13 protein-coding genes are annotated in these 12,156 nt (G+C 53.7%); 8 read left to right on the forward strand and 5 right to left on the reverse strand.

What is annotated here, in order from left to right:
- The first annotated feature begins 40 nt into the window (after positions 1-40).
- Entirely contained in the window at positions 41-697 is a 657-nt protein-coding gene (locus tag JJD41_RS07160) for a DUF3318 domain-containing protein (RefSeq protein ID WP_200665323.1), read from the forward strand.
- A 122-nt stretch (positions 698-819) separates the two neighbouring features.
- Here JJD41_RS07160 and JJD41_RS07165 read toward each other — a convergent pair whose 3' ends face one another.
- The 3 genes from JJD41_RS07165 to JJD41_RS07175 all read right to left on the reverse strand — a co-directional run bounded on the left by JJD41_RS07165 (position 820) and on the right by JJD41_RS07175 (position 4,058).
- Positions 820-1,653 (reverse strand): 7-carboxy-7-deazaguanine synthase QueE, encoded by an 834-nt coding sequence (locus tag JJD41_RS07165; RefSeq protein WP_200665324.1) that lies wholly within the window; start codon positions 1,651-1,653, stop codon positions 820-822.
- Positions 1,650-2,150, reverse strand: coding sequence for a hypothetical protein (locus JJD41_RS07170; protein WP_200665325.1), 501 nt, complete (start codon positions 2,148-2,150; stop codon positions 1,650-1,652). The genes JJD41_RS07165 and JJD41_RS07170 overlap by 4 nt, the downstream gene beginning before the upstream one ends.
- A gap of 87 nt (positions 2,151-2,237) precedes the next feature.
- A complete protein-coding gene (locus JJD41_RS07175; RefSeq protein WP_200665326.1) occupies positions 2,238-4,058 on the reverse strand; it encodes a sensor histidine kinase in 1,821 nt (606 codons plus the stop codon).
- A 214-nt stretch (positions 4,059-4,272) separates the two neighbouring features.
- On the opposite strand from JJD41_RS07175, the gene trpD reads away from it, so the two are divergent.
- Positions 4,273-5,328, forward strand: coding sequence for an anthranilate phosphoribosyltransferase (gene trpD, locus JJD41_RS07180; RefSeq protein ID WP_200665327.1), 1,056 nt, complete (start codon positions 4,273-4,275; stop codon positions 5,326-5,328).
- 116 nt (positions 5,329-5,444) lie between these two features.
- On the opposite strand, the gene JJD41_RS07185 is transcribed toward trpD, so the two are convergent.
- Entirely contained in the window at positions 5,445-6,008 is a 564-nt protein-coding gene (locus JJD41_RS07185; RefSeq protein ID WP_200665328.1) for a retropepsin-like aspartic protease family protein, read from the reverse strand.
- Between the two features lie 468 nt (positions 6,009-6,476).
- Between JJD41_RS07185 and carA the strand changes: the two genes are divergently transcribed.
- From carA to JJD41_RS07215, 6 genes are all read left to right on the forward strand, one after another.
- Positions 6,477-7,628 (forward strand): glutamine-hydrolyzing carbamoyl-phosphate synthase small subunit, encoded by a 1,152-nt coding sequence (gene carA, locus JJD41_RS07190; RefSeq protein WP_200665329.1) that lies wholly within the window; start codon positions 6,477-6,479, stop codon positions 7,626-7,628.
- 726 nt (positions 7,629-8,354) lie between these two features.
- The gene (locus JJD41_RS07195; protein WP_168571860.1) at positions 8,355-8,723 is read left to right on the forward strand and encodes an STAS domain-containing protein; all 369 of its coding nucleotides are present in this window, start codon (positions 8,355-8,357) and stop codon (positions 8,721-8,723) included.
- The gene (locus JJD41_RS07200) at positions 8,724-9,167 is read left to right on the forward strand and encodes a hypothetical protein (RefSeq protein WP_200665330.1); all 444 of its coding nucleotides are present in this window, start codon (positions 8,724-8,726) and stop codon (positions 9,165-9,167) included.
- A 23-nt stretch (positions 9,168-9,190) separates the two neighbouring features.
- Positions 9,191-9,649, forward strand: coding sequence for a Mini-ribonuclease 3 (locus JJD41_RS07205; protein WP_200665331.1), 459 nt, complete (start codon positions 9,191-9,193; stop codon positions 9,647-9,649).
- Positions 9,650-9,749: 100 nt separating this feature from the next.
- Positions 9,750-10,649 carry a 23S rRNA (guanosine(2251)-2'-O)-methyltransferase RlmB gene (gene rlmB / locus JJD41_RS07210; protein WP_200665332.1) on the forward strand — a complete coding sequence of 300 codons (900 nt, stop codon included), beginning with the start codon at positions 9,750-9,752 and terminating at the stop codon, positions 10,647-10,649.
- A 93-nt stretch (positions 10,650-10,742) separates the two neighbouring features.
- Positions 10,743-11,033 (forward strand): DUF1816 domain-containing protein, encoded by a 291-nt coding sequence (locus tag JJD41_RS07215; RefSeq protein ID WP_234488539.1) that lies wholly within the window; start codon positions 10,743-10,745, stop codon positions 11,031-11,033.
- A gap of 25 nt (positions 11,034-11,058) precedes the next feature.
- Here the strand turns inward: JJD41_RS07215 and JJD41_RS07220 are convergent, their stop codons facing one another.
- Positions 11,059-11,925 (reverse strand): alpha/beta fold hydrolase, encoded by an 867-nt coding sequence (locus tag JJD41_RS07220; RefSeq protein WP_234488540.1) that lies wholly within the window; start codon positions 11,923-11,925, stop codon positions 11,059-11,061.
- Positions 11,926-12,156: the final 231 nt, after the last annotated feature.

The raw sequence follows: 12,156 nt of genomic DNA on the forward strand, positions 1-12,156 counted from the left end.
TAACCTATTGTCTGTGTCATGTTTGTCGGGACTTGAAGCAATGACCTCTTTTACGACGACGAAAGCGGATATGAACGAACTCCGGCGGTTAAAAGGGTTGCTCCCCCCGGAGTTGCAAAGCTGGGTAATGGTGGAAAAGTCGATCGATGTCAATCCACCGTTGATCCGCACTGAAGAAATTGGCGCCGATCAGGTGGAGATTCAAATCGACCTGGTGAAGTGGGAGCAGTTTGCCCTCGACCAGCGCAATTTGCTGTTTTGGCATGAAGTCGCCCGGATTCAAAACGATACGATTCCCAAGGAAGGTTGGGAAATGGCGGCGCTGGCGATCGGTTTAGGCGGCGCGGTGGGCGAACTGTGGGTGCAAGATGGTTTGTTGTTGATGTTGGCGTTAGCCTTGTGCGGCGTGGCGGGATACCGTTTATATCAAAAAAATAACGGCGAACGCACGATGAAAGAGGCGATCGAAGCGGACGAGAAGGCGATCGCGATCGCCACGCGCTTCGGGTATTCTCTCCCCAACGCTTACAAGAGTTTGGGAAGCGCGCTCAAAACGTCGATCGAAATTACGCCGAAAAAACGCCAGCGAGCTAAATACGAAACTCGCTTGCAAGCGCTCAAACGCAGCGCCTCGAAGGCGAAAGCGAAAATGAAAGCGGCCCGCGAAGCTTCTGGGAATGCGGAGACGATTTACTAAGTTCTCGATCGAGCGATCGACTGAATGAAAACCCCAGCAGGCGATCGCATCTCTGGAATCGACGAGAACGACCGGGACGTTCGATCTCCGTGCATCTCCCTTCCCATCGTCCCGATCGCGCCCTAAAGTTGTCCGAGCATTTTGTGGGTCTGGGGAACAACCCGAACCCGCTTGAGCGTTCGCTTCATCAGTCCCTGCCATGCGAGGACGCGATCGGGGGAAGGCGGCGACACGATCGCCCGTAACGGTTGCTTGGCAATCGCCCACTCCGTTTCCAGGCGTGCCCGTTCTTCTTTCCCCAGCAAGGTGACAGGTTGCAAAAACACCTCGATTTCCGGGTCGATCTCGGCGACGAGTTGCGCGGTTCGTTCCAGTTCCCGCGCGTCGGTTCTCTCGGAAATAATCACCTTGACAAAAACGGGTAACCGTGCATCTCGGCACAGTTGCAACGATCGCCCGTGTTCTTCCCAATGGGTTTCGCCACTGACACTCGGGAGTTTGATATCCATCCCGACTAAATCGAGATCGGAGGCGATCGCCGCCAACTGCGCCGGACGGTGACCCCCGGTTTCCAGATAGATCGGCAAACCCGTCAGCCGCTTAATCTCCGGGAGAATCCCAGCTAAAAAGGGCGAGTGCAACAACGGTTCGCCCCCGGTGAGGCTGATGCTGTCGTGCAACCCGGGGACATTTTGCCGTTCGATCCAGGCGAGCAAATCGTCGCCACCGACCGGATTGGGATGGCTTTCAAAATCGCGTCCTCCCGGGGTTTTCTCGATCTGACAAGTTGCGGGCGATCGCCACGTCCGGGCGCTGTCGCAGAACCAACAGCGTAAATCGCACGTCGCGAACCGGATAAATAACTGCCGGGTACCGACATTGAGCCCTTCCCCTTGAATGGCGGAGAACAGCTCGATCAAGCGGGCGTGACGGGGAGACGAAGAAGCTGGAGTCATTGATTTTCCGAAGGGGGCAGGCGATCGAGAGACTGTTTGAGCGCCACGATCACGGCGCTGAGGCTGTCGATTTGTTCCAATTCCGGGCGCGTTCTGAACTGTTCGGTCAGCGAGTCGAGTTGCGCTTGCATCGCATCCACGCAGCGATTTTGCAATTGCAATTGCGATCGCAGTTGTTTGAGCGCCGCCATCAGAGTGACCACATCTTGGGACGATTCTCCCGACTCCATCCCTTGCAATCGTCCTAAAGCATATTCGACTTTGAGCGCCAAATCATTCTCGACACTGTGAATGCTGGCGACTTGTTCTTGAAGCTGGTTCATCGTCCGTCGGTTCGCCCGTTTGCTGGCGGAACGATTGAGCAGATTGAGCGCCAAACATAAAGAAATCGGCGCGATCGCGTAAAGGGCCTGACCGTAAATCAAAGCCAACATCGACCCGACCACTGCCAACGCAACGGCAATATATTCAGCGCGTTCTAGCCAGACCCGATCCATGATAACTTCCTGCGGCGATCGCTCTACGGATTCGATTCTAAGCGCTTTTGCCGACAGGCGATCGCCCCGAACTCAATTGAGACCCCTTCACGAGGGCGATCCGGCAGATTCCGATGCTTTCACCGATAAGGCGATCGTCACCTGGGTTCCTCGTCCGACTTGCGAACTGATCTGAACCGTACCCCCGTGTTGTTCGATAATTCGATAACTCACCGCCAGTCCCAACCCCGTCCCGCGACCCACGGGTTTCGTCGTAAAAAAGGGGTCGAAAATTTTATCTTGAATCTCCACCGGAATTCCCGTCCCATTATCCTCGATTCTGACTTGCACGCGATCGCGATTTAACTGCCGAGTCGTAATCCCAATTTGCCTCTGATTTTCCGGGAGGTCGTCGCGATCGAGCACCGCATCGATCGCATTTTGAATGACATTGAGAAACACCTGATTCAATTGAGCCGGATAACACTCGATCTCGGGTAAATCGCCATAATCTTTCACGACTTCGATGCGATCGTCCAATTTACTATTAACCATCACTAAGGTACTTTCCAATCCCTCGTGAAGATCCACCATTTTGAGTTCCGACTCGTCCAGTCGCGAGAAATTTCGCAACGACTGCACGATTTTTTCGATCCGTTCCGTTCCGCGATGCATCGATCTCAACATATTCGGCAAATCTTCCCTCATAAAATCCAAGTCGAGATCTTGCTCTAACGCTTCGATTTCTTCGTTCGCACCTACCGATTGTGCTTGGTAGAGCGTCATGAGTTTGAATAAGTCCTGCAAACTTTCATCGAGGTAATTAATATTCCCCTGAATAAAAGTAATCGGGTTATTAATTTCGTGAGCCACTCCCGCCACCAATTGACCCAAACTCGACATTTTTTCCGTCTGAATCAGTTGGGCTTGGGCTTGTTGTAACTCTTGGGTATAGCGATCGACCCACTGAATTAATTGATTGAGAGATGTAGTTAAAATTCCCACTTCATCTTGAGTCGTCACCGGAGCTTGTAATTTAAAATTCCCTTCTTCCGTGACTTGACGAGCCACCTTGGTCGTCACTTCTAAAGGATGGGCGATCGCGTGACTGGTATAAATCGCCAAGACGGCTGCAATAGCAGCAGCTATCAGCAAACTCAAAAAAGAAATCGTCGTTCCGAGAGCTTCCGCTTCTTGATAATCTTGGAATTCTTCTTGTTCTTCATCTTGTAAAGCCGTGACCAAATTCGAGAGTTCGTGGGAGAGTTCCAAAAATTGAAGTGCCGTATCCGTTTTAACAAAGCTGGCGATCGTTTGTTGGGCGCGATTGGCTTCGGTGGGATTTAAAAGGCTAGAATGAATCGTATCGATAGTTTGATTGAACTGAGTCAAATAATTTTCAACAATTGGACGATACTTTCTCAATAAATCTCGCAGTTGATTGTAGTTTTGCTGGTGGTACGAATTATCGAGCTTGAGATGATTGTTTTCAACTACAATAATAGAAGAGTTGATAAATCCTTGGAGACGGAAAAGCTCTTGCTTGATGCGATGGAATTCATAGTCGGTGAGACGATTGGCATTGAGATCGATAATTAAGCGTTGTTGATAGGTCCGCACGAGCTGAATTGAATTTTGCAATTCACCAATCGTTGTGGCAGCTTCGTGAGCGAGATGAAGTTGTTCGCGGGCGCTCGTTTTGTGCAGTTCTTCAATCTGGTGTCCGGCGATCGCCCCACCAATTGCAATCGTCGCCGCCAGAGCATAACCGTAGCCAATTTTTTGACGAATTCCCAAACGCCCAAAGAAGCGTTTGAACCGAGAAGGGCGATCGCCTTTTTGTGCTTCAATCGTCGGGCGATCGCCCGTTAACGGTTGCGAAACGGGCAAAACCATTAAATCTTGAGATTTTAAATTTTGGGGTTGCATAGCCTCAATTTCCGGGTAAGTTTTCGCTCGCTCCTCAGTTTGACCCCCTCACCCCAAACTCAAATTCATTCTTAGGATTCGCAAACGACTGTGAGAAAATTGGAGTTTAAAAGAACAGTACGGGATCCCTCGGCTCGACCTCATCGAGACCTCGAATCGAGACGCGACCCGCTAACGACCTCACTTTCCCTCAGCTCAAGTGCAAAATACTACCGTGACCCTTCCATCTACTGAAATCAACTGGTCCGAACTGCTCCAACAACTGCTCGACCGAGAATCCCTGACAGGCGAGCAATCCAGTCAACTGATGCTCGGTTGGCTTCAAGAGCAAATCCCCCCAGTATTATCCGGTGCCATCCTCGCTGCCTTGCAAGCCAAAGGCGTTTGCGCCGACGAGTTGGCCGGGATGGCGCGGGTGCTACAAGCCCAGGCAACCCCCCTGTCCCATCCTAATGCGTCCGGCAGCATTCCGGCGATCGACACCTGCGGCACTGGGGGCGATGGCGCCTCGACCTTTAATATTTCCACGGCGGTCGCCTTCGTCGCTGCGGCGGCTGGGGTTCCCGTCGCCAAACACGGCAACCGTTCCGCGTCGAGCAAAGTGGGTTCCGCCGACGTTCTCGAAGGCTTGGGAGTTCCCTTAAATAGCCCCCCGGAGAAAGTGCGGGCCGCTCTCGATGAAGTCGGCGTTACCTTTTTATTCGCCCCCGGCTGGCATCCGGCGATGAAGAGCGTGGCGCCCCTGCGAAAAACCTTGAAGGTTCGCACGGTATTTAATCTGCTCGGGCCGTTAGTGAATCCCTTGCGCCCGAACGGTCAAGTGATTGGCGTTTTTGATAGTGGATTGCTCACAGAAATTGCCCGGGCGGCGGGTCTGTTAGGGCTCGATCGCGCGATCGTCCTTCACGGACGCGAAAAGCTCGACGAAGCCGGGTTAGCCGATTTAACCGACTTGGCCATCTGGGCCGACGGCGAAGTGCATAGCGCGACCCTCGATCCGAGGGCATTGGGCTTGCAGGGCGCCCCGACCGAGGCTTTACGCGGTGGCGATTTGAATGAAAATATGGAGATCCTGCGATCGCTCCTCCAAGGGAAGGGAACCCAGGCGCAGCAGGACGTGGTAGCGCTCAATGCCGCTCTCGCCTTGGAGGTGGCCGGAAAAATTTCTACCGAAGACCACCCGCGCGGGATCGAACTCGCTCGCGACATTCTCGCCAGTGGTGCCGCTTGGTCGAAGTTGGAACAATTGGCGGCGTTTTTGCAAAAATAACGGTTTTTACGGTTTTTATTGTTTTTGGGAATAACGTTGGCAAGTGGAAAAAGAGAGAATGGCAAGGGCGATCGCGGTTCTCTCTTTTTCCTTCAGTTCTCTCTTTTTTCTTTAACCTACGGACTTCCCGTTGAGGCGCTCTCCCGCATCCGAAATTCAATAATTTCTTCCTTAATCGTTACGTCGTACCCTCCGAAAAAGTCTTGTCCGAGCAATCCAATATCGAGAGTTGGAGAAATACCAACGGATAAATTGTCGGCGCGAATACCATTAATTTCAATGGAATTTAGTTGAGTGACCGATACTTCCAAATCATTTTGACTGGCGGTATTGACGCGAGCCGTTCCCGTTTCTTCTAAACCCAATTGCTCCGCCATGGCTTGGGTGATGACCGTGCCACTCGCTCCGGTATCGAACATCATTTCAAAGCTTTTATTGCCGTTGATTAAGACATCGACCACCGGAATGCCTGCATCTCGGCGTTTGATCGGAATTTCAATAAATCCGGGATTGGCGGCTCGCCCTTCGACGCTTGGCGGTGGCGGACAAACTTCGTCTAGCTGAATGACGTTTTCATCGTCGAAGATCAGGAAACAGCCCGGATATTCTTGGGCTAGGAGCGGCACCGACCAGAAACTCCCCCCCGCTAAAATCAGTAGGATGCCGAGTATTTTTTTCATGATTGTTGACTCCTAAAGTTGAATAGGGGCGCTGGCTCGATCCTGAGCGAGGCGATCGCCGTTGTTATCTAGGATGCCCAAATTGGGGTAATTTTCGAGCGATCGCCGCTCCCGGCCATAGCACGAGGGCGCGATCCCACCCCGGAAAAAGCGATCGCCTCTTTACATAAATCCACGTCGAATCCTCCCAGACCCGAACCCCTCGTGGGATAATGGCGAAGCTCGCCGAGGGGAAAGTCTTTGCACTCCCGATCGCGCGAGAATCCCCGTACCTTTAGGCCGGGGAGTGTTAAGAATCGATAACTCCGGGCGACTGGCTCGGAGCCGGAGGGCTTCAAATTTCGGTAGAGTCATTACGGGAACGAGAGGGTTCACTCGCACGCCGAAACCAGCCTCTCGATTTCGCTCAAGCCGGAGCACAAGCCCAGACAATTTATCGCTCGTACCCGATCGCTTATCGAGGTTCCTATGCCATTTTCCGATACTCAACCTGCTTTGCTCGTCCTCGCCGATGGAACGTCTTATCGGGGTTGGTCTTTTGGCGCCAGTGGCACGTCTATTGGTGAAGTGGTCTTCAATACAGGCATGACGGGCTATCAGGAGGTGCTGACCGATCCGAGTTACTGCGGCCAGATCGTCACGTTTACTTACCCCGAGTTGGGCAATACGGGCGTCAATGCAGAAGATGAAGAATCGGACCGTCCTCAAGTTAAAGGGGCGATCGCTCGCAACATCTGCCAGCGTCCGAGTAACTGGAGATCGAGTCAATCTTTACCGGACTATTTGAAAAAACATAACATTCCCGGCATCTACGGGATCGATACCCGCGCCCTGACCCGCAAAATTCGCATTGTCGGCGCCATGAATGGCGGCATTTCTACGGAAATTCTCGATCCGGCTGAATTACTCTCGATGGTTCAGTCCGCCCCTAATATGAAGGGCTTGAACTTGGTTCCGCAAGTGAGCACCCCCACCGCTTACGAGTGGTCCGAGATCACGGACGGTCACTGGGAATTCCGCGCCGAACCGGGGGCGACCCATGGCGATCGCCTCACCGTGGTCGCCCTCGATTTGGGGGTCAAACGCAATATCCTGCGCCGTTTGGCCAGTTACGGCTGTCGGGTCGTCGTGGTTCCCGCCAATACGCCGCCGGAAGACATTCTCAAGTACGATCCCGACGGGATTTTTCTCTCGAACGGTCCGGGAGACCCCGCCGCCGTCACGGAGGCGATCGCCACGACGAAAGCCCTCCTCGAAAGCCAAAAACCGATTTTCGGGATTTGTCTCGGTCACCAAATCCTCGGACTCTCCCTCGGCGGCGAAACCTTCAAACTCAAATTCGGCCATCGCGGTTTGAACCAACCCGCCGGATTGCAGCGTCAGGTCGAAATTACCAGCCAAAACCACAGTTTTGCTCTCGATCCCGACTCCTTGGGCCCGGAGATCGAAGTGACCCACCTCAATCTCAACGATCGCACCGTCGCCGGATTGCGTCATAAAACTTTACCGATCTTCTCGGTTCAATATCACCCGGAAGCGAGCCCGGGTCCCCACGATTCGGACTACATTTTCGAGCGTTTCGTGCAGACCATGCGCGAATCGCGGGCAGCCGTGAATTAGCTGAATCGGCGGGAAGCCCCGCACTCTACGCGAAGCTGTCGGGATGAAAGCCGAGGCGATGGAGTGGAACGGAGTCGCCAATCTGGTAAACTTGAACTGGCACGGCAGCAATGCCCTTGATGGCCAAGACTAGCGGCGGCTTTCTGTCCCGACACCAACGTACAGCCATGCAATTCGGCTGGTGAACAGTGCGGCGGATAGGAAATGCACCCTCAAAACGAAATCCTCCCAATCTGCGGCTGGACGGGTCGTGGATGTCAAACAAAATGCCTGTGGACGGGTTCGGTCGGGGGCGTTGCCTAGACCAGACCGGATGAAACAGGAACTTCCCAAGACGCCGGGGCAGATGGACTTCTGTCCGTGAGGTGGGAAGCCCGCGCTGTACCCTTGGCGAAGCCTGCGCGAAGCGCATAGGTCAGCGTCGGGAGAACGTCACGGAAGATCCCACGGTGTGGTGCGGGCATCTCGCCCGCTTCCCCCACAGCGCAGATCTGCTAAAATCCGGTCGAGAGTGGTGAAAAGCTTAAATTTTTATTGAGTTTTTTTCTCAAAAAACGGGGCGATCGCGCGAAGGTCAAAACTGGCGGATTTTCGGCGTTTTAGTCCAGTTCGATTCCCTAAAGCCCACGGAGAGTTCTCAAATTTCCGCTCGGGAGAGTGGACAAGATCTCAGAAAGCTTTTATACTTAAGCGTCGATTTGAGGAGTATTCAGCTAGGAGGGCGTTATTCCTGAGCCATTAACCCTGACCGTCAGCCTCAGAGGCACACGCGAAGTCGGGGATAACTACCAATTATTCCGCCTCACGGGGTTACTCGATGCTTTTTCAGAAGCAACTTTCCGCAAGGCGATCGGCAAGTGCATTGACGAAGGTCCGAAGAACGTGATTTTAGACCTGTCTACCATTGATTTTGTAGACAGTTCTGGCTTGGGTGCTCTAGTTCAGCTTGTTAAAAAAGCCCAAAGTTCTGAAGGGTCTTTACAAATCGTCACTAATGCGCGCGTCACTCAAACCGTCAAGCTGGTTCGTCTGGAGAAATTTTTATCTTTGCAACCTTCGGTTGACCAAGCTCTAGAGAATGTCAGCAAGGCTTGAGTGTCAAGTCTGAACGAGGGCTATCCAGGATTGGATCTGGATAGCTTGTTCTTTTTTCGACCAATTTCGACCGACGCCCGCGATCGCGAAGGCGTTGTCATGGGGGAAAGCGACTATCCGCGCTCTCGAAGGGAGGGCGCGACGATGCCGAGTCGGCGATCTGAGGTAGGCTCACCGCGAGCGATCGCCGCTTTCGGCATTGATGACGATCCCGATCGCCCGCTAGGGAATACGATCCCACCACTCCTACTGACCCGTTGGCGGTCGATTTCCACAGTGAAGATGAATTTTCTTTTTAACCCTCAACCTCAACCTGCTGTATGCTGTAACTCGACGGCAGGCGATCGCCCCCGGTACGAGCGGCCACAATTGGCGCCCCCGGGATGCAGTCCGCCGATCGCTCGTCCCGTGGGGACGTTCCAGCGCCGGGGAGGCAGCCGATGACGGGGAATCGAGATCGAGATCGAATGGTTTCCCCCAGCGACGGAGAATCGTCGTTCGATCGCCTCGGGACGGCAGCACGTTCGATCTCCGACCTCAACCAGCTTTCTCCGGCAGCTTTAGCCTATTTGGGCGATGCGGTTTACGAGTTGTATATTCGCAGCCATTACCTCTTCCCACCTAAACGCCAAAAGATTTATCATCATAAGGTAGTCGAGCAAGTGCGAGCGGAAGCTCAAGCTCGTCACCTGCAATCCCTCGAACCTTATCTGAGTTCGTCAGAACTCGAAATCGTCAGACGAGGACGAAATGCGACCTTTGGCAAGCCCAAACGAATTCACCCGACGATTTACCGACAAGCGACCAGCTTAGAAACCTTGGTGGGGTACTTGTACTTAAGCGATCCCCTCCGGTTGACAGAACTTTTAGGCAAATTAGATCTAGAACCTCTCGGGAGCGAAGCAGACGCCAAATCCCAAGATTGACGCGATCGCCCTGGAGTAAGCCGCGATCGCGCCCGTGATGACGATCGCGCCGTCCTCCAGAGGCCAAGCGAGCGACGAGCAAATGTTATGAAGGAATGACATGACCCCCAAAAAACCTTTTCCCAAATCCCCTCGGGGAAGCAAACGTACCGATCGCCCCATTTTTAAAGGTAAAAGCCGCAAACCCGCGAGAGGGGATCGCGATCGCCCCGATTCCGACGGCGACTCGGGGGATTTGATCTACGGTCGTCACAGCGTCTTGAGCGCCCTAGAAAATCAACATACCTTCCATCGCATTTGGATTACGCCGCAACTGCGCTACGATCCCCGCTTCCACTCGGCGATCGAACAAGCCAAAGCCAATGGCGCCACCGTCGATGAAGTCGATTTTCGACGGCTCGACCAAATGACCCAAGGACGCACCCATCAAGGCGTTGCCGCCCAATTATCCCCTTATCGCTATATTGAATTAGCCGAACTGATCGAGCGCGCCTTAGCGGCGAGTGAAAATCCAGTGATCGTCATCGGCGACGGGATTAACGATCCCCACAACTTAGGCGCCGTCGTCCGCACCGCAGAGGCGATCGGCGCTCAAGGCTTGGTCATCCCCCAACGGCGCGCCGTCGGGATCACCTCCACGGTGATGAAAGTCGCCGCCGGAGCCTTGGAAACCTTTCCCGTGGCTCGCGTCGTCAATTTGAGTCGCGCCCTAGAAGCCTTGAAAGAAGCCGGATTTTGGATTTACGGCACCGCAGCCAATGGCAAAGATTCCGTCCACCGCCTCGACTTTTCCGGTCCGATCGCCTTAGTAGTCGGTTCCGAAGGTGAAGGTCTGAGTTTGCTGACACAACGCCATTGCGATTTTCTGATTTCGATCCCCCTGCAAGGCAAAACCCCCAGCCTCAACGTCTCCGTGGCTACGGGAATGGTGCTTTACGAGATCTTCCGCCAGCGATGGGGACAGACCCTCCACCTCGATCGCGTCAAAAAAGCGGATTGAAAAAAATAATCCAAGCGAGTATAAAGAAATGTAAATAATTTCTCAAGCTCCTTTTGTTCACCTCAGACAACCTTCAGTAAATCGGCAAAGACAATGAATGAGATTAAAGAACTCTTAATTTCCTTGCTCAATTTCTTCGGTTTGGCGTGTTGGGCTGAAATCGTAACCGAAAAACCCGGGTGTACCTACTACTTCGGTCCGTTTTTAAGCAAGCAGGACGCCGAAACAGCCACCAAAGGCTATCTCGAAGACCTGCAACAAGAAAACGCCCAGGGTATCAACATCAGCATCAAACGCTGCAAACCGGGAGATCTGACCATTTACGACGAACTGGCGGATTTAAACCCTTACCATGGGTCTCCCGTGTTTAGCGGGCAGATGTAGGGGGCGAGGAGGATTCTGGATGGGCTCAAGAACTCGGCACGATCGCGTGCCAGTTTTCCTCAACCCAGCCTTCCACCACCGCGATCGCGCGATCGGGAATTTCCCAAGGGAATAAATGGGCGTTATTGGGGTAGCACTGCCATCGGGCGCCCGGTAAGAGGCTCGCCGTCTCCCAACTGGACTCTGCCGTAATATGACAGTCGGCTGCCCCCGCCATGACTAACGCCGGACAGTCAATCCGCCCTAAATCGGCACTGCGATCGTAGCGCGCCCGCAACGCCCGGTTTAACGCCCGCGTCGCCGCCGAACTGGTTCGCAAGTAAGCGTCCATTCCCTCCGATGCCAAATAGCGATAAGCCTCTGGGGTATGCTCTCCGAGTAAGTAGCGCAACAGCGATCGCTTGCCAAACGTTTCGATATTCCACGACCACGCCGGGACGACCCGGTTAATCAGTCCCGCGACTCCCGTATACAGTAAATCTTGCCAAGACACCGGGGGATGGTTGCCCCGAGGTCGCGCCGCACTCGCCACGAGAATTAAGCCCGTGACGCGCCCCGGATGGCGCAAAGCGAGTTCGATCGCCAAAATTCCCCCTAACGACCATCCTAAGACCGCAAACTGACCGATGCCGTAACGATCGAGGAGGGCGTCCAGGTCGCCGAGATGGTCGCTCATTTCAAAGTCTCCCGACGGGCGCGAGCGACCGTAACCGCGCAAGTCCGGCGACAACGTTTGAAACCGTCGCGACAGGCGGTCGGCAAACACCGACATCGATCGCCCGGAACCGGGATGTCCGTGCAAACACAACAACGGAAAGCCCGACCCGCGCACGCTGACATGGAGATTCATCGGGGAGGTGCGATCGCTTGAATCGACCATAATTTTGAGCATTGTTGATTGAGAATTGAGAAGTATCGATGGAGAATTCAGATCCCCCCCAACCCCCCTTAAGAAGGGGGGAGACTAGCTAAGTCCATTGTCTATTGAGAATTCAGATCCCCCCCAACCCCCCTTAAGAAGGGGGGAGACTAGCTAAGTCCATTGTCTATTGAGAATTCAGATCCCCCCCAACCCCCCTTAAGAAGGGGGGAGACTAGCTAAATCCATTGTCGATGGAGAATT

The organism is Oxynema mangrovii CENA135 (assembly GCF_016632315.1).
Taxonomy (GTDB): Bacteria; Cyanobacteriota; Cyanobacteriia; order Cyanobacteriales; family Laspinemataceae; genus Oxynema; species Oxynema aestuarii.

What these genes read in the sequence shown, in the direction of transcription:
- JJD41_RS07160 (WP_200665323.1), top strand. Translation starts at nt 41, where the DNA reads ATGACCTCTTTTACGACGACGAAAGCGGATATGAACGAACTCCGGCGG.
- JJD41_RS07165 (WP_200665324.1), bottom strand. Translation starts at nt 1,653, where the DNA reads ATGACTCCAGCTTCTTCGTCTCCCCGTCACGCCCGCTTGATCGAGCTG.
- JJD41_RS07170 (WP_200665325.1), bottom strand. Translation starts at nt 2,150, where the DNA reads ATGGATCGGGTCTGGCTAGAACGCGCTGAATATATTGCCGTTGCGTTG.
- JJD41_RS07175 (WP_200665326.1), bottom strand. Translation starts at nt 4,058, where the DNA reads ATGCAACCCCAAAATTTAAAATCTCAAGATTTAATGGTTTTGCCCGTT.
- JJD41_RS07185 (WP_200665328.1), bottom strand. Translation starts at nt 6,008, where the DNA reads ATGAAAAAAATACTCGGCATCCTACTGATTTTAGCGGGGGGGAGTTTC.
- carA (WP_200665329.1), top strand. Translation starts at nt 6,477, where the DNA reads ATGCCATTTTCCGATACTCAACCTGCTTTGCTCGTCCTCGCCGATGGA.
- JJD41_RS07205 (WP_200665331.1), top strand. Translation starts at nt 9,191, where the DNA reads ATGGTTTCCCCCAGCGACGGAGAATCGTCGTTCGATCGCCTCGGGACG.
- rlmB (WP_200665332.1), top strand. Translation starts at nt 9,750, where the DNA reads ATGACCCCCAAAAAACCTTTTCCCAAATCCCCTCGGGGAAGCAAACGT.
- JJD41_RS07215 (WP_234488539.1), top strand. Translation starts at nt 10,743, where the DNA reads ATGAATGAGATTAAAGAACTCTTAATTTCCTTGCTCAATTTCTTCGGT.
- JJD41_RS07220 (WP_234488540.1), bottom strand. Translation starts at nt 11,925, where the DNA reads ATGCTCAAAATTATGGTCGATTCAAGCGATCGCACCTCCCCGATGAAT.